Raw genomic sequence first — 23,759 nt, 5'->3', positions numbered from 1 at the left:
GCCCGGATATCTCGGATCTAGTGCGCGGAGGCGCCGGTTGCGCCGATGCCGGTCTGGCAGCGGACGAATTGCGCGTCGAAGCCGGCGCGGTCGAGCTGCGCCCGCTTTGAATTGTCAAGCAGCGAGATCAGCCAGATGGCGACGAAGGCGAGGCTCATCGAGAACAACGCGGGGTTTTCATAGGGGAACGGCGCCGTTCCCTTCGGATTGCCAAACGTCACTTCCCACACGGCGGGCGAAAGCACGACCATGATGACCGCGGCGAACAGGCCGAGGAAGCCGCCGATGAGCGCGCCGCGGGTGGTGAGGCCGCGCCAGAACATCGACAACAGCAGCACCGGGAAGTTGCACGAGGCGGCGATGCAGAAGGCGAGGCCGACCATGAAGGCAACGTTCTGCTTCTCGAAGATGATGCCGAGCACGATGGCGAGCAGGCCGAGGCAGATCGTGGCGATCTTCGACACGCGCATTTCGTCCTTTTCGTTCGCCCTGCCCCCCTTGACCACGGTCGCGTAGAGATCGTGGCTGATCGCCGAGGCGCCGGCGAGCGCCAGTCCGGACACGACGGCAAGGATGGTGGCGAAGGCGACGGCTGAGATGAAGCCGAGGAAGAGGTCGCCGCCGACGGCATCGGCAAGATGGATGGCGGCCATGTTGGAGCCGCCCTTGATCGCCGCGATCGGACCTTTCGCCGCAACGATCGCCTCATCGAGGAACATTGGGTTGGTCGAAACCAGCGTGATCGCGCCAAAGCCGATGATGAAGGTCAGGATGTAGAAATAGCCGATGAAGCCGGTTGCGTAGAACACCGATTTGCGCGCGGCCTTGGCGTCTGACACGGTAAAGAAGCGCATCAGAATATGCGGCAGCCCGGCGGTGCCGAAGATCAGCGCGACGCCAAGCGATATCGCCGAGATCGGGTTCGTGACGAGGCTTCCGGGTTGCATGATGGCGAGGTGCTTTGGATGCACTTCGACCGCCTTGGCGAACATCGCCTCGAGGCTGAAGCCGAAATGCCAGAGCACCGCCAGCGCCATGAAGCTCGCCCCGAACAGCAGCAGCACGGCCTTGATGATCTGCACCCAGGTGGTGGCGAGCATGCCGCCGAAGGTGACATAAATGATCATCAGCGCGCCGACGATCACGACCGCGATCCAATAGTCGAGGCCGAAAAGGATCTGGATCAGCTTGCCGGCTCCGACCATCTGGGCGATCAGGTAGAAGGCGACGGTGACGAGCGAGCCGCAGGCGGCGAGAATGCGGATTGGAGTCTGGCCGAGCCGGAACGAGGCGACGTCGGCGAACGTATATTTGCCGAGGTTGCGCAGCGGTTCGGCGATCAGGAAGGTGACGATCGGCCAGCCGACGAGAAAGCCGACGGAATAGATGAGCCCGTCATATCCGGACAGATAGACGAGGCCGGAAATGCCGAGGAAGGAGGCGGCGGACATATAGTCGCCCGCAATGGCGATGCCGTTCTGGAAGCCGGTGATGCCGCCGCCGGCGGAATAGAATTGCGCCGCGGATTTCGTCCGCTTGGCGGCCCAATAGGTGATGCCGAGCGTTAGCAGCACGAATGCGAGGAACATAAATATCGCATGCCAGTTGGTGGCCTGCTGCGTTCCTCCCGAAAGATCGCCGGCCGCGAAAGCGGCGGCGGGAAGCACGGCGAGCGCCGCGGCGGGGACGATCGTGTTGAGGCGGATCATCAGCGGGACTCCTCAACAATGTCGCGGATCAGTCCGTCATAGGTGGCGTTTGCGCGCAGCACATAGATTCCGACGAGGACAAATGCGGAAACGATCACGGCGAGACCGATCGGAATGCCGATGGTCATGACGCCCGTACCGATCGGCGTGCCGAGAAATTTCGGCGCATAGGCGATCAGCAAAATAAATCCGAAATAGATGGCGAGCATGATCGCCGCGAGCGTCCAGCCGAAGGAAGACCGGGTTTTGACAAGCTCTATGTATTTTGGATTGCGCTGGATGGATTCGTATCCCTGCACCGCCATGAGACGTGGCCCCCTTTTACGGCGCCGTTTGAGGCGCCTTATTGTTTCGACTTGGCGCCACACATTGCTCCATCGGCATTTCTTGCGCAATCCTTTGCGGCGCCAAATCAGCGCCGCCGGATTCGCGCCGGAGCGCTCGCGCTCGCGCCGGCCGCGGCGCGCTTATGTTGCCTATGTTGTTGAGTAAGGCATTGAAAGATAGATGGATTATCATCTTTTACAGTGTGGCGGAATCTCTTCGGCGTTGCGGCACCGGCAAGGCCGCGGCCGCAACGGGCCGGCGTCCCGCGATTTTACGACTTATGGCTTAAGCGGGGCAGCGTAGCCCGTCGTCCCGATTTGCGGCGAAATTCGCGCCTAAAACGGCCGTGCGCAACGATAAATCATCGGCCTCCTTGCCCGTCGTGTTGTGCTATGCACAAAGTCGTCTTTCCCGATGAACCGCCCCGAGGCGGTTTTTGCCATGACGGAGCCTCCCGTGACCAGTTCCGGAAAAGCGCGGCCTGAAGAAACGCTTGAAACCGGCTCGAGCGCGCCGCATGTCGCGGAACGCACGCTCGAGGAGGCGATCGGGGCGCAGATCCGCATGCATCGCAAGCGGCTCGACATCACCGGCGGCGAACTCGCGGCCGCGGCGGGCCTTTCGACAGGCATGCTGTCCAAGATCGAAAATGGCCAGATTTCGCCCTCGCTCTCGACCCTTCAGTCGCTGGCGCGCGCGCTCAATCAGCCGCTGTCGTCGTTCTTTACGCCCTTTGAGGAGCATCACGACTGCTCTTTCGTCAAGGCCGGGCGCGGCGTCAACATCGAACGGCGCGGCACCAAGGCTGGTCATCATTACCAATTGCTCGGGCATTCGCTCGGCAAGGACGTCATGGTCGAGCCCTATCTGATTACGCTGTCCGAGGAGGCCCGGCCTTACGCCTCATTCCAGCACGCCGGCATCGAACTCATCTATATGCTGACCGGAAAAGTACTCTATCGCCACGCCGATCGAAGCTATGCGCTGGAGCCGGGCGACACGCTGTTTTTCGACGCCGGGGCGCCGCATGGCCCCGAGGAGCTGACGCAGCTGCCGATGACCTATCTTTCGATCATCATCTATCCGCTGGATTAGATCGAGGACAAGATCTGATCCATGAGATGATGATGGGCTGCAAGCGCAAGGCCGGATAGGTCGTTTTGCGCGTGGCGATCATTTCTGAATGCTGCGCGCCGCCAGTTCTAAGGTTAGGCGTCGAGCGAACAGGGCGTCCGTCGGTCGATGGAATGACCGACTTGACCTTCCTTTGCCTAAACGATCTGCGCAGGCGAGGCTTGTCGGCCAGCAAACGCGGTTGCCGTTCCGCATAATCGTCAAGGCTATTGTTGCACGCCGCGGCGCCGACAGCTGAAACGGCGCCGCCGGGCGACAGCGAGAGCATAACAATTAGCTGCCGTTCACGAGCGTGGCAGACGTAAGCGTCGTTTCACATTGTTAAATGTGCGCAGAAGATATATGATCAATCATCAAGAATAAGTAAGAAGTTCTTTCGCAGCCGCGATCGCCCGAGAGCGCCTCGAACTTGGGTGTCGGCAGTAACTGCCTCAAGTCAACGCAATGCAACGCGGGCGAACGTCTGGGACGGGGCCTGCGCGGCCGGGTTTTGGCGGTCGCTTCACCGACGAAGCGACCAAGAGCCGGAGAATATGCGTCGACGAGGGACGTCATGCTGCGAATAGCGGAGACGCCACATGGAGCAGTCGCGCGCGGCCGATCCGGTCGCGCTGGAAATGGAGGCGCTCCGCGAACAGGTCCGGATCCTCTACCAGACGCCTGCGATCCTGGCGATCAATGCGGTCGCGGCTTTGCTTTGCGCTTTCATATTGCGGCCGATCTTTCCGGTGTGGATTCTCGCCGTATGGGTTGGGCTGTTCTGCCTTGTCATCTTGGCGCAAATCTTCAGTCGCTGGCGCTACAAACATGAACTGCAATCCGTCGAATCGACCGAGGGCTGGGGCCGGCGGTTCGCCTTCGGGGCCGCTGCGACAGGTTGTCTTTGGGCGCTAGCCGGGTCGGTTATCCTGTTGACGCCCGATCCGGCGTACCATGCTTTCATAGCTCTCATGCTGGCCGGCGTGATGGCGGGCGCGCTCGTCGGCAATTCAGCCTATTTGCCCGCGCTCGTCGCCTTTGTCGCGCCGGCCGTTCTGCCCGTGATCCTTGCCTTCCTCATCCGATCTGATCCGACATCAATTTCGGCGGCTCTTCTCCTGGCCGCATTCGCTACGCTGGTTGGGATTGCCGGCCTTAACGCCAATCGGTGGATCGTCTCCCGTGTTCGGCGCGAAATCACGCGGGCGTCGCGGGCGGCCGAGGTCGAAAAAGAAATCGCCGAGCGAAAGCTGACGGAAAGCGAATTGCGTCGGGCCAATCAAGATCTGAAGATTGTCGCAGCCGGCGCCATCGAAATTCTGCATTCATTGGATTTCGATCGGTCGGTCTCAAGAGTGCTGGAGCTTATCGGCCTGGCCATGGGCGTGAGCCGCGTGCAATTGTATGAGCGCGATAGCGCGGCTGATGGAACTCTTTTACGGCCGGCGCGCCAGGGATGGAGCGCCCCGGGAATCCCGCCAATGCGCGATGCGCAGATTCCCTTGCGCGTCAGGGCGAACAAAGCTTCGTCTCTTTTGCTTCCGTCTCTGTCCGAGGGAGAGACTGAGGGGATTATCACGCGGGAGGCCGATGAGTCCGCCAGGCGTCTTCTCAACTCCCGCGGCGTTCTGTCATTTCTCGCTGCGCCGGTGATCGTGGACGGGAAACGTTGGGGGGTAGTCGGAGTTGACGATTGCATGGCGGAACGCGCGTGGTCGGCGGTCGATAGAGATACCCTTCGCACCGTTGCGGAACTTATCGGCGCCGCGACCAACTGCGCGCAGACTTTCAAGGCGATGACGGACGCCGCCGGGATGGTCAAAACGGAGATGACGCGCTTGGCGTATACGGATCTCCTCACCGGTTTGCCCAATCGCGCGGCCTTCATGAAGGAGCTTTCGGAGGCGTTCACGGCGGCAAAACGCGGCGCCAAACCGCTCGCTTTTCTTTACCTCGATATTGACCGCTTCAACGACATCAATGCGACGCTTGGTCATTCAAAAGGCGATGTGCTGCTGAAGGCCGTGGCGGAACGTCTGAACGGCGGTTTGCGTGAGGGGGATTTGTTTGCTCGCATCGGGGGCGACAAATTCGCGGTTGTTCTCAGCGGTCTCGCGGATACCACCCAGGTTGCGACGCTTGCGACTTGGATTTGCGGTTTGATGGCCGCGCCGTTCGACATCGGCGCGGCCGAGATTCATATCACGATAAGCATTGGCGTCTCGGTCTATCGAACCGTGATGACGGAGCCCGAGGATATGATGCGAGAGGCAAACGTCGCTGTTTACGAAGCAAAGGATGTGGGGCTCAACCGTTACTGCTTCTATTCCGAAGCGCTCGATCTTGCCGTGCGCGACCGCGTGAGCGTGACCGAAGACCTTCACTTGGCGCTCGATCGAGGCGAGTTCGAAGTTTACTATCAGCCGCAGGTCGAACTGCCGTCGGGCGCGGTCACAGGGGTCGAGGCGTTGCTGCGCTGGAATCACCCACTGCGCGGCCTGATCTCGCCTGGCGTCTTCATCCCTATAGCCGAGAAGCGGGGATTGATCTCTCCGATTGGCCGGTGGGTCGTGACCGAGATCGCGCGCCAGCTCCGGATCTGGCGCGCCGAGAGAATCAATCCGCCCATCATGGCCGCCAACCTCTCCGCGGCGCAGCTTGCCGTCGAATCCGATTTCGAGCGCCATCTGGCGCAAATCCTCGCTGTTGGCGGCTTCCATCCGACGACGATCGAGCTCGAGCTCACCGAAACCGTGCTCATGCAAACAGTCCACGCGCGAGTCAGCGTGATCGAACGCTTGCGCGCGCTCGGCGTGCGCATCGCGATCGACGACTTCGGCACGGGCTATTCCTCGCTCGAATATTTGCGCGACTACCGCGTCGATCGAATCAAGATCGCGCAGGAATTCGTGAGTCGCCTGCCCTCAGACGAACGCAGCGCAACCATCGTGCGCGCAACGATTGGGCTCGCGCGCGAGTTAGGCATCGAAGTCATTGCCGAAGGCGTTGAAACCGCAGGCCAGGTCGAATTTCTCAGCGCCGCCGGGTGCGGCAGCGCTCAAGGCTATTACTTCGGCCGCCCGGCGCCGGCTGCGCAGGTCACCGAGATGCTGCGTCGGCGCGCGCTCGGGACTGCGAAAGACGGCGGCGAGCCGGCGCCCTTGACGGACAAGATCGACGACCCCGCCCCCACGGCAATGATCGACGGAGAAAACCCATGAGATGGCTTGGCGCGGCGTATCGACTTGGCCATCGCGTTCGGACAGCCTCGACAACGGCGAGACAATTTGGCGCGCGTTGGGCCGCGCGCGTCTCGCCGGCTCTGATCATTGGCGTCATCGGCTTCATCTTATCGGTCGGCGCTGGTTTCAGGGTGGCGCATTCCTGGGAGGATGCGAAGGTTCAGACTGAACTGGAGCTTTCCGGCGAAAACCGCCGGCTGGTGATACAGAGCGGGCTGACGGACATCGAGCATACAGTCTTGGCGGTCGCGCGCCAGTTCGAGCTTTCCGACGAGACGGTCAATCATCTTGAATTTGATCGCGTCACCCATCCAAAGAATGGGGTCGTCGATCTCTCATTGGAGATCGACTGGGCGCCGCGCGTGCGCCAGAGCGAGCGCGCCCAACACGAGGTTGCGGCGGCGCGCGAGGTCTATCCGGACTATCGCATCAACACTTTTGGTCCCGACGCCAAGCCTGTTCCAGCGGAGGGGCAGGACGAGTATTTCCCGATCCTCTTTACACGCAACGGGAGCCCTACATCGTCGCAACTTGGCTTCGATATTCAATCCGACCCGGCGCAACGAGAAGCCATGGACCGCATTCGCAATGGCGCGGCGCTTGCCGCGACAGCTCCGATGAAGCAAACCGATTTCAGCCGCCCCTCAATTGTCTTTTTGCTGGCGCCCGAATTTGCGTTGGGGCTTCCGCACGATACGCCGCAAGATCGCCGCCGCAACCTCACAGGTTTCGTTCGGGTGACGCTTGTTCCCGGCGCGCTGATCGACGAGACCCTTCGCGGCCAAAAATCGCCTCAGGGCATAGATATTTCCTTCTTTCAAGCGGGAGCCGGTCCGACGGCGCTTCCGTTCTACATCCGATCCTCCTTGCAGCGTTCCGAGCCGGCTGTGGCGAGGCCGCGCGGCGAACTCGAAGCCGGAATACATTGGAATAACGAACTTACACTCGCCGATACCCGATGGACGATGGTCGTCACGCCGATCCCAACCGCATCCTTTCTGGCTGGTCATGAACGCGCCGTATTGGTTGCCGCGATGGGGCTGATCCTTACCGTGGCGATCATGACTCATGTGTGGATTTCCCGCCGAAATACCTTGCAGCTCCGGCAATTGTTGACGAACCTGCGCGACAGCGAAGCAAGGTTTCGTCGCGTGACGGACAACGCTCATGATGCGATTGTCAAGGCCGATGTTGACGGCAATGTGAATTTTTGGAACCCGGCTGCGGAGCGCATCTTCGGCTACAACGAAAAGGAGATCCTCGGGCGCGGCGTACACCAGCTGCTGACCCCTGCACGGTATCGGGCAAAAGCGAACGCGGAATTGGCGCGCTTCAGCCATACGGGAAAAGGCGCCGCGCTGGGGAAAACTGTCGAACTGCACGGTCTCCGCAAGGATGGCTCGGAATTTCCCATCGAGCTCTCGGTTACCGCGGTCCCTCGCGGCGACGCCTGGAGCTCGATCGCGATCGTGCGCGACATCACGGAGCGTGTGCGCCTTGCCGATACGCTGCAACTGCGCAGCGAACTCCTCCGCGCGGTATCGATCATAGCCGCCGAATTGCTGAACGCCGTGACGATCAAGGACGCGATCCCCAAGGTGCTCGAGACGATCGGAAAAGCAGCCCGCGTCGACCGGGTCCTTATCGTCGAGACCAAGCAGCAGGAAGGGAAATCGCCTGTTCCCGTCCTCCGCTATAGCTGGAATTCGCCGAACGCGCCTGATTTGCTCGATCACAACTCCTTCGCTCAAATGGCGCCGGCCGAGCTCGAGATGGACCCCTGGCTGGCGCCGCTCGGCGAAGGGCGCGCCGTCACCGGTCTGGCGCGCGCCATGAAGGATGGAGCGGCCAAGGCGCTGTTTACGCGCTTTGGGATCGTCACGATGCTGGACGTGCCCATGATCATCGACGGAATATCCTGGGGAAGAATCGGCTTCGACGATTGCAAGACCGAGCGCGAATGGACCTCGATCGACGTCGACATCCTGCAGACGGTTGCCGATCTAATTGGCGGCTCGATAATGCGCGAGCGCTACATTGCGCAACTCAAGAATGCCAACGCAATCATCGAAAGAAGTCCGACGGTGCTTTTTCGCCTGCGCGGCGAGCCTTCCCTGCCGATGACCTACGTCTCGCATAACGTGAGCCAATTCGGCTATGACCCGGCGGAAATGATCGCCTCTCCGGAGCTCTACAAGACCCTCCAGCACCCAGACGATGTGACGAAGGTGCAGGAAGCTCAGGCGGCCGCAGCGACGGAGGGCGCCGGCCCCTCTGTCATCGAATTCCGGCTCCGGAGGCGCGACGGCGTTTATCGCTGGGTCGAAACCTACGTTACGCCGGTCCGCGACACCACAGGGCGCCTGCTCGAAATCGAAGGCGCCATGACCGATATCACGGAGCGCAAGGAGGCGGCGGAGAAGATCGTTTTGCTCGCCAGGACTGACTCCCTCACCGGGCTGGCCAATCGGGCGACATTTATGGATCGTCTCCAGCAAGCCTTCGCCGCCGCGAGGCGCGGCGCCAGCCCGTTCGCCGTTCTTTATCTTGATCTCGATCACTTTAAGGATATCAACGACACGCTTGGCCATGGCATGGGCGATTTACTGCTGCAGGCAGTCGGGCGCCGTCTGAAAAGCGGTTGCCGTGAAGCCGATCTTCCCGCGCGTTTGGGTGGCGATGAATTCGCAATTCTGCAAACGGAGTTGACGGATTTCTCGGGCGCAACAGCCCTGGCGGTGACGATCCGTGATCTACTCACGGCGCCTTACCGACTCGGCGAAAGCGAATTGCGGATCACCGTCAGCATCGGCATTGCCTCCTACGCTTCCGAGGTATTGGGGCCGAAGGAGATGCTGGAGCAAGCCGATCTCGCGCTCTATCGCGCCAAGGAGGAAGGCCGCGATCAATTTCGCTTCCATTCCGAGGAACTCGACAAAGAGGCGCGCGAGCGAATCGCCCTCAGGGGAGATCTGGCGCGTGCGCTCGAGCGTGACGAGATGGAACTATACTACCAGCCCCAGCTGGAGCTCGCCACATGTCGAATCGTCGGAATGGAAGCGCTGATCCGGTGGAATCGTCCCGGTTACGGCATCCTCAAACCAGCTGACTTCATGGCGATCGCAGAGAAGACAGGCGCCTCTATCGCGCTCGGACATTGGGTGCTCGACCATGCTTGCGAGCAAATGAGCGCCTGGCGAAAGGCCGCAATCGCTCCGCCAACCCTCGCAGTCAATCTCTCGCTGGGTCAGCTCAAGACCAGAGACAAGTTGGTTGACGACGTTATGCAAACCCTGGCGAAATGGCGCCTTGAACCGAAGGCGTTGGAGCTCGATGTGACCGAAGCGATGCTGGCCCATGTCACTTTAATGCAAAATAACGTCCTTGAGCGTCTTCAGCAGTTCGGCGTGCGGATCGCGATCGATGAGTTTGGCAGTCAATATTCATCGCTTTTCTATCTCAATACTTATCATGTGAACCGGCTGAAGATACCGCGATCGGTGATTGAGTCTGCGACATCTGATTCAGGCAGTTTGGCGATGGTGCGGGCGATTATTGCCATAGCGCGCGAACTGAACATGGAGGTGGTCGCCCAGGGCGTGGAGACCGAAGCGCAACGCGCGCTGCTGACGGCCGGTCCCTTGCCGATGAAAGTGCAAGGGTTCTATTACAGCGAGCCAGTTCAGGCGGAACGGGCAGCCGAATTGTTGCGGCAAAAGCGAATCGAACCGCGTTTTGGAGCACGGCTCGACGCTAAACCCGCGGCCTGACCGGCGCGGTTTGGGCAGCAGAGCGCCCGCCGCCCGGCGCGTCGGTGCATATGCGCGTGAAGGCGACAATGATCCCCTCCTCCTCAACTGAGAGCACCGTCGACCTCGGCTCCTTCGAACCGATCGGCAGATCGCCCGGCGAGGTCCGTTCCTTCCGTTTGGGGAGGGTCTTCTGGTCGATCCCGTCGCAGTTTGGCCAGCGCCCTCAGGCTCTCCTGGCAATTTTGTATTACTCGACGCGCGGCCGTCGTCGTCGTGGCGCCACCCATGGAGAACTGGAGCCATAGCGCATCCTTCCATTCGGTAGAAAAAATCGCGCCATCAAAGGCCGAGATCAAACAACTAGCGAAGCGCGGCCCGGGAAAGTCTTTCCCCAATCAAGCTCCCTAAAAGGCACACCGTTGCGAAGCTGAAAATGTAAGGGATGTCCAGACACTTTTCCGGATAATCCTCGTAGTAGGCGTATCGTATCCACTCCACACAATGAAGTAATGGGTTAAAACCAAGCCAATAAGAATATTGGTCCGGGAGGGCGGGCGGAAAAAAGATAATTCCGGAGATCATCCATAGGATAGGTGCGCAGAGATTAAAAATCATAAACCAGATAGGGAGGACTTGTGCCAGCAGGGCGTTCATAATGCCGATCGAACACGCGAGATAGATTGTTGCACCAATCGCAAAAATGAATCCAGATGGATCTCTGGGCGAAAATCCGCGTGAAAATATTAACAAAGCAAGCATTACGACAACAAAAACAACGATTGCGGTTACAATTTCAAGTGTTACTCTTGCGTATAAAATGTCGAACGTCTTAACTCTGCTAAAATATAAAAGTGATTTATTTGAGATAATTGCAATCATTATTTGTCGCGAGGGATAAACAAACATTACAAACGGAAGTATAGATATGCCGTAATAGACGGTGTCATCCATTCCGACGGGCGCGAGCCGACCGAGCACTTTGTAAATAACCGTAATTACAAGAAGATGCCCAAGAGGCATCAGGAGCAGCACGAGCAGGCCGACGCCGTTTGGCCCCACGAGGACATTTATATCGCGCAACAGGATCGCGCGAATTACCGCAAGGTTAATCGCAAGCGCGCTGGCCGGCGGCGGTTCCCCTGTCTCGGACATATTCCTCCGCCTCGTTACCGAATCAGAAAGTTATAGCCATTTTGGGTGTATGCCTAGGAGCGTGCCGAATCGTCTCCCGGGAGCGGCGCATGAGTAATTCACCGCGCTTATGGCCAAGACGCGCCGCCATCTTCGGCGCCGAACCACCAGCGCCGAAGGCGTCATCCAAATCGCCATTTTCTCCGTACTCGCGCCGCCTCTTACCCGGCAACGACAATGTTGCCCGGGTTATTGATATAATCGCCCCAGGCGCTACGGCACGCGTCTGCCTTATCGGACCAGGTCATGTCATCGAAGCTTCGGGTCACATTGTCGCTGACCAGGAGATTGCTTTGTTCGCCCTGCCGAAACGTGTCGCTCGCCGTCCACCAGGCCGATGAATAGCCGCGCCCGTTTCTGCCAACGATCAAAGCATCGAGGCCGAGCGAGAACACATAGCGCGTGAAACTGGAATCTCCGCTTTCAAGCAACCACGCGTCCAATTTGGCGCTGAGCTTCGCCTTGCTGACGACGGCCAGGAAGTGATTGCGATGCATCAGGAAGGCGTTAGAACGAATGTGAACATTCGGGAATGCCGGGAAACGCCTTCCCATCATCGAAAGGCTTTCGAACGAGCCGCTCGCGCTGACAACCCCGACGTTGTCCCGATCGAGATTGACGCAAAGCTTCAATAGCCATGACGCACTGCATATTTCGCTATTGGTGTTGAGAAAACACAAGCGCTCATGCGGAATTGTTTTCAAGGTATCTCTGTAGGCGCCAATATCGAAACTATTATCGTCTACTTCGATAAACACAGGCGCGAGCCCCTTAAACACGTCCTTTGTCGAGTGGAGCATTGACGTGCTGGCAAAACCCTTCATGACAATAAATAAATCGTGCTCGACGCCGGCGGGAAAATTCGAGTATGACCGGACAAAAGCTGCGAATTTCGCCTCGGCATTGCTGTCGGCACCACGAGCGAGGTAAAGAACTGCAGGTTTTGCACTGCTCATGACGATCTATCACCTTGGAATGGAATTGTGAACCGGCTAGTAGGCGCTCATTGTAGATTGCTTAAAACGACCGCGTTCTATGCACAATTTTGTAATTGGGGGGCGCGCTGGATAGCATTTGCCCATTGTAAAATGGATCTCTTGCGAGCATGTGGCGCCAGCGCTTGTGAAAATAATCCGCCTCCGACAGATCGAGCTTCGGCGCCCGCGATTGTGACTCAAAATGCGTTAGTTCGGCGGCGGCGGCGTAGACCGCTGTGTAACCAGCTTCACGGACCTTAAAGCAATAATCGACGTCATTGTAGCTGACCGCGAGATGTTCATTGTACCCGCCGACCTCGCGATAGAGCGCAGTCCTTGTCATCATGCAGGCGCCGGTGACCGCGACATAGTTGCGATTGGCGCATGTGCTGCCAAAGTACCCTTCATCATCGTGTGGATAAAATTTTCGGACATGGTCGGGGTTTCCGTCATGGAGGATCACTCCGGCGTGCTGAATCAATTCAGCGGGGAAGAGGAGCTTCGCGCCGACAACGCCGACCCAAGGCTTGTCAAACTCGTTCAGCAAAGTCTCGATCCAGTCCGTCGTCAACGGTTCGATATCGTCGTTCATAAGCAAGAGAAAATCACCGGAAGCGTAACGGGCGCCGAGATTGAGTTTTTTCGACACGTTAAAGACGGGTTCTCTATAGGTAACCCTCTGCTTGACGCCAAATGCTGCAAGGCGCCGCCTTTGTTGGAAAGTAAGGTCGCCATTATCTACAATGACAAACTCAAGATTTTTGTATGCGCTATTTGCCGAGATTTGCTCGATACAATTCACAATCAAGTCAATTTTTTGCCCTTCAATGTCGATCGTTTTCCCTGCTGTAGGAATGACCACGCTGACAAGCGGCGCCGTCGCGCGCCTCAGGTTGATCCTGTAGTAATCCGTTCCGCCAATTCGCGCGGCTGCGCCATTCCTGCCGGTTCGCTGGAGGCGTGCAGCCAAGGCCTGCTCTACCTCGCTCTGCTCCGTGTAAAACTCTGTCGGCGACCGCAGGTGGACCAGAATATCACGGAGATGATGAATCTTTTTCTCGCCTTCCACGGCCCTTAGCACAAAGTCATAATAGGATTGCGACTCGGGCCAGTGTTTATGGACTAAAGAACGGGAGTAGCAGGCGCCGGCGCCAATATAATTAAACACCTCAAGATAATCCGGGCTCCAATCGGGTTTAAAGAACGGGCGCTCATTCATCCCCTGTGTGTTGACACAGTCGGCATCACAATAAAGAATATCAACATCCGGATAGGCGATAATGTATGAAGCATAGACGTAAAGCATCCGCCGGTCGCAGGAGGCAGCCACATCGACAAATATTAAATAATCGGCTTCTATATCCGCCAATCTGCGGGAATCCGCCTCGACCAACTCCCAGCAAGGGTAGGGCTGATTCTTAAGGGAAGGCGTGGAAAAAACGTCGATTTCGTTCAGACTGACAATAGCGAAACGGGGCCGCCACGTCATGACCGCTATGTGGCTTTCGATCTCGGTGGTTTCTACAACATTTCGTTGTGTCTTTGCCAGATTGTACTTGGCAAAAGTCAAATTTGGGTCAAGCGGTTCGCGCCCTTCGCGGTTGCCGCATTCCAAAAAATGGTGCAAGGGATTTACGCCCGTCGCGGCGACGTCCGGATAGGCTTCGAGATACCAGGACGAGTCAAAAAGAGGCGATGGATTGCGGCCTTCTTTTGCTCCATGTTCAATGTAGTGCCGAACAGGGTCAAGATTGGCCTGCTGGACGTCCGGGTAGCTGGTCAAATACCAGGTCGCATCGAAATAGCGATTGACGTTACGAACTTCGAAGCGGCCGTGGTCGAGGTAATGCGCAAGCGGGTTAATCCCGGCCTGGTAGACGTCCGGATAGCTCGCAAGATAAAAGTCGGCTTCAAAGAGCGGATGGGGGGATCGGCCTTCACGCCCTCCGGAGGTTAAATAATGCAAAAATGGGTCAACGCCGGCCTGCGCAACGTCAGGGTATCGGCTCAGATACCATAACGGATCAAAGAGTGGATTTGGCCTTAGTTTTTCAGTCCGCCAGTTGGCCATGAAATAATGAAATGCCGACGGCGCCAAATCCGGGGACAAATTGAATTCCCGGATGAACCAGGCTGTATCGAACAGCGGATTTGGATTCCTGTGCTCTTTCGCCCCGTACAGCATAAAGTGACTTAGGGCGGATACGCCAGCCTGTTTTATGTCGGGATATTTTGCCAAATACCAAGGCAAAGGGAAAAAGATCGAGGGCGATAACCCTGCTCTCTCTCCTGTCGTTATATAATGCACAAGAGGATTTGTCCCACCTGACGCCGCCTGCTGCTTGTAGAACAGGGCATCGAACAGGAGATTGGGGTTGCGATTTTCGTCTGAGCCGAACCGAATGTAATGATCAAGAGGGTCGACGCCTTCCGCCCGCACGTCGGGATATGTTTCCAGATACCAGCCTTCATCAAAAATGCCGGATTTTTCAATGATCGAGCGCGCGTGTTCGCCGGACGACCGACTCTTGCCGAAGAGCATAGGATGGTTCCTGTTCTTGAGCCAGTTGGGGTCCCGCATCTTCGCCCATCTGCTGGAATTCGAGGACAGGCAAACGGTCGCACGATAGTCGATAGAAGCCTAAAAACGAAACACTTCCTCGGCGTAGCCGTGACGCATCCAATAGATCACCCGGCGGGAGTCCGCCGAAGGGAAAAAACGGGAAGCCAAATCTGCCACTGTCACCGCATTCGCCTCATGATTAATCGACAGAAAAACATCGGCTCGCTTTGCGATCCACTCTGCGTAGCGGGCGCTGGCGCTTGCCCCCATCTCGGTTATCGAATCGACGTTGAGGATGAGCCCAAATCTCTCCGTCTCCGGCAGCGGATGGGTGCTTGGAAACAGGCATATCCTTTCAGCCGCGAGCGCCGGACTATCGCCGATCATCCAGACGGCGTCGGGTCCGAGCGTCGCGCCAAGAAAACAGGCTTGCGCCACAACTCCGAGGGGAAGATCGACCGTCGAATACGCCGCTATGCCACCTTTTCTAGCGTAGAATGCCGTACGCCCCATGCCGGGCCCAATCTCCAAAACGGACTTCCGCGCGGATCCATTCAGTTCTTGATTGATACGATGCGTTTGGTAAATCGCCTGGATTGCACGATAGCTTGCAAGACCTCTCGAAGTTTTCAAGCCCAGTTCACCGATAAATGGATTTGGAAAACGAATATCAAGCCCAATGAACTTGGCGATAATTGATAGAAGATCGTCAATGTCAGGGGCTACTTCATGGCCGTCTGGATAATAATTTGAAGCTTGCGCAGAATCGAGCGGTAGCCATCGTCTCACCCCCACCGCCTCGGATAGACGAAATATCGAAATTCGTACATCTTCGGCTGCTCGCGATTTAATTTCTTCAAGATCCGGTCTATTGACCAGGGGTTCTACAATTGAGCGAGCAAAATTATCTACACCATAATATAAGTCTGTAGTAGACGGATCAATAAAAGCCGCTCTTAATAAAGAATTGTCCTGAGCCAGAAGCGCTTCATGCACCGAAGTTTGCAGGGCGCCAATTTGAACCCACATAGAGTCGCTCGATACGGCGTCCGTACGCAGGGAAAGCCTATAGCTGCTGCGCACACGGTCCAAGAACTGGTCGCCAAGGTATGTTTCACCAGAATTTTGCGCTCCGGCTCGATCATCCTGGGGTAACATGATAGACCCTTCCGTCAAGTTCTTCGCGAAATCGGCAACCTTTGCGAGAGCGCCTGCCTTCGATAAAAACGTCAGGCGTATCAGCACTCCAGAGCATATTCCTGGCGATCGGATCGATTCAATCTGATCAAAATATGCTCCAGTCGGAAGCGATGGCGCCAGTCAATGAGAAACGCAACGCCCTTCCTCCGAGGCCGTCGCGTGTGTCACAACCTCAATCGAAAATCTTTACAGTGGGAATGGGCGTCACGAACTTCCCGCCCCACGTCCTTACAGCGCTCATCTGTTCCATGATTTCGTCCTTCAAATTCCAGGGAAGGATGAGCACGTAATCCGGCCTGCGCGCCAAAATGGCGTCAGGCGTCAGAATCGGGATGCGCGTGCCCGGCAGGAATTTACCCGCCTTTTGCGGACTGCGATCAACGGTAAATTCGATAAGGTCGTTTTTCACTCCGCAATAGTTGAGGAGCGTATTTCCTTTGGCCGGGGCGCCGTAGCCGGCGACTGCCTTGCCCTCGCGCTTTGCTTTCACCAGAAAGTCGAGGAGATCGCATTTCGTTTCGATCACGGCCTTCGAGAAAAGCCTGTAGGTTTCGAGGTCTTGCAGGCCTGCGGAGATCTCCTGCTCCAGCATCGCCGCCACGCGGTGCGTGTTTTTACGCGCCGCATTGTTTTCATGGCAGATATAAAGGCGCAGGGAGCCGCCATGCGTCGATAATTCTTCGACATCGTAGACGCGCATGGCATGCGCGGCGAAGATCTTGCAGGCGACCGTAAACGACAAATAGCTGAAGTGCTCGTGATAGATGGTGTCGAATTGCCGGTATTCAATTTGCCTCAGCAGGTGTGGAAACTCCACATTTGCGACGCCTTCGGGCTTCAATAGAATTGGGTAGCCGGATACAAAATCATTAATATCGGGGACGTGGGCCAGGACATTATTTGCCGCCATGACATCGGCGCGGACCCCTCTATCGACAAGCCGCTGCGCCGTTTCCCGGCCGAAAAAAGCGATTTCGCTTGGCACGCCGCGTTCTTCAAGAGCCACTTTAGCCGTATTCGCGGTGGGCTCCACGCCAAGCACCTGAATGCCTGACTTGCGAAAATATTGCAGCAGATAGCCGTCATTGGAGGCGATCTCCACCACCATCGACTGTGGTCCCAGCCTCTCCGCCTCGATGGCGGCTTCGGCGTAGCGCTGTGCGTGGCGCAGCCAGGACTCGGAGTACGAAGAAAAATAGGCGTAATCATTGGAAAACAGGTTTTCCGCCTTTTCAAAGTCGATCAACTGGACAAGTAAACAGGCGCTGCAGACATAGGCGTGCAGCGGGTAGAAAGGCTCCATCGCCATTAACTTGTCGGCGGCGACATAATCGTTGGAGATGGGCGACATTCCGAGATCGGCAAAGGTAACTTCAAGAGGAGAGCCGCAAAAACGGCAGCTGTGGTTCATTTAAATTCGATCCCTTCACGCCGGTAGAAGCTTTTCGAAGCACTCGATCTGGCGGATCGTCACATCTAAAGCGGGCTCGCCTGCCGCAACCGCTTTGTGCCAGTCGACCGTCCAACCCAGAGCTTCCGTCAAGGGCAGGCGCGGGCGCCAGCCGAGGCGCAAGCGGGCCTTCGTCGCGTCGACGCGCAGCAGCATGGCCTCCTTGGCGCGCATGTCTTTGTCGGGCGCCCAGGAAGCGCCTGACCCCCAGGCATCAATCAAGCGCTCCACCACGCGACCGACAGTCCATGCGTCTTCGTCAGGCGGAGCGAAATTCCAGCCCTCCGCAACCTCTGAGCCGCGCTCATAGAGCGCCTGCGCCAAAGCCAGATAGCCGCTAATGGGCTCCAGCACAAACTGCCACGGACGCGTTGCAAGGGGGTTTCGAAGCAGGACCAGGCTGCCGGTCTGGAAAGCTCGCACGCAATCGGCAACAAGACGATCCTCCGACCAATCCCCGCCGCCGATCACATTGCCGGCTCGGCCGGAGGCGAGCCTTGGTCCTTGCGGAAGATTGAAGAACGAGCGTCGATAAGATGCCGTGACCAGCTCCGCGCAGCCCTTGCTCGCGCTATAGGGATCGGAGCCGCCCATCGGCTCGTCTTCTCTGTAAGCCCAAATCTGCTCGCGATTTTCGTAGCACTTGTCGCTGGTGACGTTAACGAATGCCCGGACGCTTGGCGTCCTGCGAGCGGCCTCCAGGACATGGATGAGGCCCATGATATTTGTAGAGAATGTCGTGACCGGATCTGCGTAGGATGGATGGACCAGCGCCTGAGCCGCCATGTGGATGACGATCTCGGGCTGTCTTGCGTCGAACAGCGCGTTCACCACGGCGCTGTTGCGTATGTCGCCGAGAGACCCGTCGAGGAACGGCCGGCCGAGCAAATTCCACAGTGCGGGCTGTGTGTCGGGCTCCAGCGCAAGCCCGAAAACGTCTGCCCCAAGCTTGCGCAGCCAAAGGGACGCCCAGGACCCTTTGAAACCTGTATGCCCCGTGAGGAGGACCCGCTTGCCGGCCCAGAAGCTAGAGGAGGGGATCACCACGTCTTCCACTTGGCTTTGCCGCTGTCCCAGAGGTCTTCAAGGATACGCTTGTCGCGCAGCGTATCCATCGGTTGCCAAAATCCTTCATGCCGGTACGCTGACAATTGCCCGTCGCGTGCGAGGCTTTCAAGGGGATCCTTTTCCCAAACAGTGCTGTCATCCGCAATGCGGCTGAACACCTTGTTTGACAGCACGAAGAATCCGCCATTGATCCAGTTGCCGTCGCCCAGGGGTTTTTCAAGGAAGCCCCTGACCTGATCGTTCGAAATATCCAGCGCGCCAAAACGCCCGGGCGGCTTCACGGCCGTAACCGTGGCCTCGCGGCCGTGCGTTTCATGGAAGCCTATCAACGCGCCGATATCTATATCGCCAACTCCGTCGCCGTAGGTCATGCAAAAGGTTTCGTCGCCGACATGATCTTTCACGCGCTTTAAACGCCCGCCAGTCATTGTTTCCAGACCGGTGTCAACGAGGGTTATCCGCCATTGCTCGGCCCTGGAATGATGCATTTCTATCTTATTGTTACCTATATCTATTGTGACATCTGTCATATGCATGAAATAATTATTGAAGTATTCCTTTACGTAATAGCCTTTATAGCCTAAGCAAATAATAAATTCGTTGATTCCGTAGGCTGAATATATTTTCATAATATGCCAAAGAATCGGACGCCCGCCTATTTCCACCATTGGCTTGGGCCGGGAATCCGTTTCCTCGGATAAGCGGGTTCCAAAGCCTCCAGCAAGTATAACCAGCTTCATTGTGGCGCCTCTTCAATAATGCTTCAGAACCTCGATGTTTTGGCAAACACGACCTTCGCATCACACCCGAAGGGTGTTAGACGACCGAAGCTCGAAATGTCAATCGCGCCCGCGGGCCTACTTTCAAAACCCTAGTGGATAAAACCTGACGCTTGAATCCCAAGCGGCAGGATAAGTTTATCCACCAGATCAACATGTTGTATGCCGATTTATCCTGATAGTCGCGGATGCGAATGTCAGAATCGGACCACTAGAAGAAGCTGGCTCGGTTGTTTGGACAGCTTTTCCGGTTTAATAAGCGGCGCGTTGCAGCGTCGAGGCAAAGGCCATTTTCGGTATGGGTTGGTCAAGACCTTCAAAAAAACATGCAGGTCGAACTCCTCGCGCGAACCGTCGCTTCCAGAGCCGGGAACGAGACAGGCGGGAATGAGACAAGCGCTATCGGTCGTTCTAACGACGGCTTCTCCAATCCCGTCGCGGACGCCATTTTATGCTCAACTGCACCAGCCTACGTAAAAGCGAATCGTTCATCCCCAAAGAGGGCAATTGCAGATAAAACGATGCCTGGAGAGAGACCAGATTCTGTAATGTGAGCGCCTCGATTGCACGAAATCGGCGCTCGTGCTTTTTGCATCGCGGAGCGTTTTATCCTGGAGCTTTTATGACTGTTCTTATCACCGGCGCGACGGGGTTTGTAGGTCAAGCATTGCTGAAGGAACTCGCCCAGCGTGACGAAGAGGTGATTGTCGTAAGCGGAAAACCACGTATTGCAAGGTCGTCTCCATCGATGATCTGGCGGACGCTCCCAAATTACGAAGCGATCGATTGGCTGCCTCTGCTGGATGGCGTGTCCACGATTTACCATTTGGCTTGGTCGAGCCTGCCACAATCGTCCAATTCCGATCCAGTCGGAGATGCTCTCGACAATATTGTGGGAAGCTTGCGGTTGATCGAAGCGGCTAACAAGAAGGGCGGCGTTCGATTCGTTTTTACTTCCTCGGGCGGCACGGTTTATGGCCCGCTATCGACCCTGCCGGCGCCCGAAATACATCGGACCCGCCCAACTTGCGCTTACGGAGTTTCGAAACTCACAGTCGAGAAATATTTGGACTTCTACCATGATCTTTACGGCTTCAACGCCGTCTCGCTGCGAATCAGCAATCCGTATGGTCCGGGCCAGTCGACCGGGCGCAACTTTGGCGCCATCGCGACCTTCGCTTCCCTTGTTCTGGACGACAAACCAATCAACATCTACGGTGATGGCTCGGTCGTACGCGATTATCTCTATATTTCCGATCTTGTGCGGGCAATTGTGGCTGCCGGTTCAGTTCAAAGTCAATCGCGTGTAATCAATGTCGGGAGCGGGGCGGGTCATTCGTTGAACGACGTAATCGATGTCATTCGTTCCCTGACTGGACGCTCGATCAAGGTCAATTACCTTCCACCTCGCCGTTTTGATGTGCCAATATCGGTCCTCGATGTCTCCCGCGCGGAAGTCGAACTGGGTTGGACGCCAATTGTTTCGTTTGCCGATGGCATTGAGGCGACGCTGCAAGCGCTTTCAGGTTGGTCCGACAAAAGAGCTTAAACGTGAGGGTTCCTGCTTCGCTGCAAGGCGGCGGCCCTTTGGCGGGAGCACATAGGGGCGCACTCCTTGCATGACTAAAAGAGGCGAGGCCCGCGCCAAGCGCGCCAATGCTCGCCCAGCTTGACGGCCGATCAAACAACGCAAATAGGGGACCTCCGCGCACTGCGCAGATCCTGCCAGCGCTTTCAGACGGGCACCTGGATAGCAAGCGTCAGAAAGTTGACAGTCAAGATCAATTCTGCCACTTCGCTTCACAATCGAATACGGTCGTTCGACATGGTGATCGGTCTTTTTCGGGCGCGACGCCAGCAGGGTCGCCGGCGCCAGGTTTGAGTGATCGATGATTTTTTCCAAGACGAATATTAACGGAGTTCTGCTTGTTGTCCCGCAGCGACGCGAGGACGACCGCGGTTACTTTGCGCGAACCTTTTGCAGGGATGAATTTGCCGATCGAGGCTTGACCGATTTCGCGCAATGCAGCGTGTCATTCAACCTGCGCAAGGGCACGGTCCGCGGCATGCACTTCCAGCGTGCGCCCCATGCTGAGACCAAGCTCGTCCGTTGCGTCCGGGGCGCTGTCTTCGACGTGGTCGTGGATCTCAGACCCCTTTCGCCGACCTTCAGGCAATGGCTCGGATTTGAGCTCGACGCCGCCAATGGGTATGCGCTTTATGTCCCTCAGGATGTCGCGCACGGGTTTCAAACCCTGCAGGATGAAACGGAGGTCTTCTACATGATCTCGCCCGCCTATACCCCGGGCCGCGGCGCCGGATTGAGGTTCGACGATCCCGCGATTTCAATAGGCTGGCCGTTGCCCGTGTCGGTCATTGCCGATGCAGATCGGTCCTGGCCGCTCCTCGCCGATTGGCGTCCATGACGCTGCGGGCTCTCCTTATCGGCGGTTCAGGCCAGCTCGGGACCGAGCTTCGCGCTCAGGCCGCTGATATGTGGGACATTGTTTCGCCGAGCCACGCCGAGCTCGATGTCGCCATGCCGGACATCCTGCGCGCCTCGGTCGCGGCCATTCAACCTGACCTTATAGTCAATGCGAGCGCATTTCATGTCGTCGATCTATGTGAAAACAGGTTTGGCGATGCGTTAGCAATCAATGCTCTTGCGGTGTCGAACCTGGCGAAGGCCGCTGCTGAGGTCAAAGCACGATTTGTCACGATTAGCACGGATTATGCCTTCGATGGGGCCAGGCGGACGCCTTATCGCGAAGCCGATGCGCCATCGCCTGTTCAATGTTATGGCGTATCCAAAGTCGCCGGTGAAATGTCGGCGCTTGCGGCGCATCCGGATGGCGCCCTGGTGGTCCGCAGTTGCGGTCTCTATGGTCATGCGTCGAGCCGGCAAAAGGGCGGCAATTTCGTGTTGAATCGCCTCGCCGACGCGCGAACGCGAAAGCACATCGAAGTCGGCTCTGATCTTGTCTGTACCCCGACGGCGGCGGCAGATTTGGCAGGGGCGCTTATAACGATGATCGCAATGCATGCGCCCGCCGGCTATTATCACGTGACGAACGAGGGGGCTTGCGACTGGGCGGCTTTCACCGGGGCCATATTCGATCTGGCCAAGGTTTCGACCAAGGTAATACCCGTCGATCGAGGCGGCGCCTATGCTCCAGCGCGTCGGCCGCCCTATTCCGTTCTGAGCTGTGAGAAAGTGGCGTCTTTGGGTATTAAGCTGCCTTCCTGGCAGTCCGCGCTCGCGCGATACGTGGAAACGCTTTAGCCAGACCGGCAGTTTTTATTTGGCGGCATTATCGAATAGCGAGGGGCCTGTGCAACCACGACTTGCTGATTTGTTTTTCGAAAAGAACTCAAAGACCGTCGATAAATGGGAGCAATATCTTGGCGTATATGAGCGCGAGTTAAAGAGGTTTTTGCGCCAGGAAAAACCGCTCGATCTTCTTGAGATCGGAGTACAAAACGGTGGTTCGCTGGAGCTCTGGAGCCAGTATCTGCCCTCCGGATCTAAGATTACAGGCATCGATATTGATACCGCAGTCGGCGCCCTGCGATTTGAGACGGAAAATATCGAAGTCCATATCCTCGACGCCACCGACGCTGCGAAGCTGGAAGACGCCTTCCAGGGACGAGGGTTCGATATCATTATCGATGATGGATCACATCGTTCAAAAGACGTCGTAGCTACTTTCAAAGCATTGTTCCACCATCTTAATCCGGGAGGCGTTTTTTTTATTGAAGATCTCCACTGCAGCTATTACGCGTCTCATGAAGGCGGTCTGCGTCGGCCGGGGTCCTCGATCGAGTGGCTGAAAACAGCAATAGATGCGCTCAATCTTGATCACATCGCTTCCCATGAAATTCTTGATGAAGAACGGGGACTGTTTGTTGATCTTAACAGATCGCTCGGCAGCATTACATTTTACGATTCGATCGCTGTTGTAGAAAGGCTTGTCCAGGAAAAATCGCGGCCTTACCGTCGCCTTTATAGTGGTAAGGAAGCAGTTGTCGAGCCCGAGCAAAATTGGCTTACTACCTCCTCAAAAAGTGCGCTACAATCAATATTATTGGGTCACGCAGCCGCCCAGGAAATCAGCGCTTCACTCCTCGAAATAATTGAAGAGCAGCGCGGCCGTATCAGTGCTCTACAAAACGAGTGTGGCATTGCAAAAGCCAAAATCGACGACTTGGCAAATACCAAAATCGACGACTTGGAAGGTAATCTGTCGGGGATCACCAAGTCTAGGTCCTGTTGACAAATAAGATTCCCAGTCCCGGCTTTCGGTGATTCAACGTTGCTTTCTCAGGGAGGCGGCTTTGATTCGGGACATGATGAGCGACGAGGAGTGGGCGTTCTTCGAGCCGTTTGT

At 56.9% G+C, this 23,759-nt stretch carries 17 protein-coding genes and 2 pseudogenes; 8 read left to right on the top strand and 11 right to left on the bottom strand.

What is annotated here, in order from left to right; genetic code table 11:
• Positions 1–17: 17 nt before the first annotated feature.
• Positions 18–1,709, bottom strand: a complete 1,692-nt coding sequence (locus CR492_RS15405) for a cation acetate symporter (RefSeq protein WP_102844624.1) — start codon at positions 1,707–1,709, stop codon at positions 18–20.
• Positions 1,709–2,014, bottom strand: coding sequence for a DUF485 domain-containing protein (locus tag CR492_RS15400; protein WP_102844623.1), 306 nt, complete (start codon positions 2,012–2,014; stop codon positions 1,709–1,711). The genes CR492_RS15405 and CR492_RS15400 overlap by 1 nt, the downstream gene beginning before the upstream one ends.
• A gap of 463 nt (positions 2,015–2,477) precedes the next feature.
• Here CR492_RS15400 and CR492_RS15395 point away from each other — a divergent pair, with 463 nt between their 5' ends.
• Together CR492_RS15395 and CR492_RS15390 are read left to right on the top strand one after the other, a co-directional pair.
• On the top strand, positions 2,478–3,131 hold the full coding sequence (locus CR492_RS15395; RefSeq protein ID WP_102844666.1) for a helix-turn-helix domain-containing protein: 654 nt from the start codon (positions 2,478–2,480) through the stop codon (positions 3,129–3,131).
• A gap of 617 nt (positions 3,132–3,748) precedes the next feature.
• The gene (locus CR492_RS15390; RefSeq protein WP_102844622.1) at positions 3,749–6,370 is read left to right on the top strand and encodes a putative bifunctional diguanylate cyclase/phosphodiesterase; all 2,622 of its coding nucleotides are present in this window, start codon (positions 3,749–3,751) and stop codon (positions 6,368–6,370) included.
• Positions 6,371–6,498: 128 nt separating this feature from the next.
• Here the strand turns inward: CR492_RS15390 and CR492_RS21195 are convergent, their stop codons facing one another.
• Positions 6,499–6,702, bottom strand: a complete 204-nt coding sequence (locus tag CR492_RS21195) for a hypothetical protein (RefSeq protein ID WP_245412107.1) — start codon at positions 6,700–6,702, stop codon at positions 6,499–6,501.
• Here CR492_RS21195 and CR492_RS21535 point away from each other — a divergent pair.
• Positions 6,631–7,173 (top strand): annotated as a pseudogene (locus CR492_RS21535) (CHASE domain-containing protein); the annotation flags it as partial. The gene CR492_RS21195 and the pseudogene CR492_RS21535 overlap by 72 nt on opposite strands.
• Before the next feature lie 183 nt (positions 7,174–7,356).
• Positions 7,357–10,161: a sensor domain-containing protein gene (locus CR492_RS15385; RefSeq protein WP_245412105.1), complete on the top strand. Its 2,805-nt coding sequence runs from the start codon at positions 7,357–7,359 to the stop codon at positions 10,159–10,161.
• Positions 10,162–10,213: 52 nt separating this feature from the next.
• Here the strand turns inward: CR492_RS15385 and CR492_RS21185 are convergent.
• The 8 genes and pseudogenes from CR492_RS21185 to rfbF all read right to left on the bottom strand — a co-directional run.
• Positions 10,214–10,430 (bottom strand): annotated as a pseudogene (locus tag CR492_RS21185) (IS481 family transposase); the annotation flags it as partial.
• Between the two features lie 73 nt (positions 10,431–10,503).
• Positions 10,504–11,295, bottom strand: a complete 792-nt coding sequence (locus tag CR492_RS15375) for an ABC transporter permease (protein WP_102844619.1) — start codon at positions 11,293–11,295, stop codon at positions 10,504–10,506.
• A gap of 200 nt (positions 11,296–11,495) precedes the next feature.
• Positions 11,496–12,290 carry a hypothetical protein gene (locus CR492_RS15370; protein WP_102844618.1) on the bottom strand — a complete coding sequence of 265 codons (795 nt, stop codon included), beginning with the start codon at positions 12,288–12,290 and terminating at the stop codon, positions 11,496–11,498.
• A 61-nt stretch (positions 12,291–12,351) separates the two neighbouring features.
• A complete protein-coding gene (locus CR492_RS15365) occupies positions 12,352–14,853 on the bottom strand; it encodes a glycosyltransferase family 2 protein (protein WP_180982574.1) in 2,502 nt (833 codons plus the stop codon).
• Positions 14,854–14,952: 99 nt separating this feature from the next.
• Positions 14,953–16,119: a hypothetical protein gene (locus tag CR492_RS20560; protein WP_146030294.1), complete on the bottom strand. Its 1,167-nt coding sequence runs from the start codon at positions 16,117–16,119 to the stop codon at positions 14,953–14,955.
• A 127-nt stretch (positions 16,120–16,246) separates the two neighbouring features.
• Positions 16,247–17,485: a class I SAM-dependent methyltransferase gene (locus tag CR492_RS15355; protein ID WP_102844615.1), complete on the bottom strand. Its 1,239-nt coding sequence runs from the start codon at positions 17,483–17,485 to the stop codon at positions 16,247–16,249.
• 15 nt (positions 17,486–17,500) lie between these two features.
• Positions 17,501–18,571, bottom strand: coding sequence for a CDP-glucose 4,6-dehydratase (gene rfbG / locus CR492_RS15350; RefSeq protein ID WP_245412113.1), 1,071 nt, complete (start codon positions 18,569–18,571; stop codon positions 17,501–17,503).
• On the bottom strand, positions 18,565–19,332 hold the full coding sequence (rfbF, locus tag CR492_RS15345; RefSeq protein WP_102844613.1) for a glucose-1-phosphate cytidylyltransferase: 768 nt from the start codon (positions 19,330–19,332) through the stop codon (positions 18,565–18,567). The genes rfbG and rfbF overlap by 7 nt, the downstream gene beginning before the upstream one ends.
• 661 nt (positions 19,333–19,993) lie before the next feature.
• On the opposite strand from rfbF, the gene CR492_RS15340 reads away from it, so the two are divergent.
• The 4 genes from CR492_RS15340 to CR492_RS15325 all read left to right on the top strand — a co-directional run bounded on the left by CR492_RS15340 (position 19,994) and on the right by CR492_RS15325 (position 23,645).
• On the top strand, positions 19,994–20,920 hold the full coding sequence (locus CR492_RS15340) for an NAD-dependent epimerase/dehydratase family protein (RefSeq protein WP_102844612.1): 927 nt from the start codon (positions 19,994–19,996) through the stop codon (positions 20,918–20,920).
• Positions 20,921–21,260: 340 nt separating this feature from the next.
• Positions 21,261–21,797 carry a dTDP-4-dehydrorhamnose 3,5-epimerase gene (gene rfbC / locus CR492_RS15335; RefSeq protein ID WP_102844611.1) on the top strand — a complete coding sequence of 179 codons (537 nt, stop codon included), beginning with the start codon at positions 21,261–21,263 and terminating at the stop codon, positions 21,795–21,797.
• Positions 21,794–22,654 carry a dTDP-4-dehydrorhamnose reductase gene (gene rfbD, locus CR492_RS15330; RefSeq protein ID WP_102844610.1) on the top strand — a complete coding sequence of 287 codons (861 nt, stop codon included), beginning with the start codon at positions 21,794–21,796 and terminating at the stop codon, positions 22,652–22,654. The genes rfbC and rfbD overlap by 4 nt, the downstream gene beginning before the upstream one ends.
• A gap of 49 nt (positions 22,655–22,703) precedes the next feature.
• Positions 22,704–23,645 carry a class I SAM-dependent methyltransferase gene (locus CR492_RS15325; RefSeq protein ID WP_180982573.1) on the top strand — a complete coding sequence of 314 codons (942 nt, stop codon included), beginning with the start codon at positions 22,704–22,706 and terminating at the stop codon, positions 23,643–23,645.
• Positions 23,646–23,759: the final 114 nt, after the last annotated feature.

It is taken from the genome of Methylocella silvestris, from assembly GCF_002891535.1.
GTDB classification, from domain to species: Bacteria; Pseudomonadota; Alphaproteobacteria; order Rhizobiales; family Beijerinckiaceae; genus Methylocapsa; species Methylocapsa silvestris_A.
This window is presented reverse-complemented; position numbering and strand designations above follow the sequence as displayed.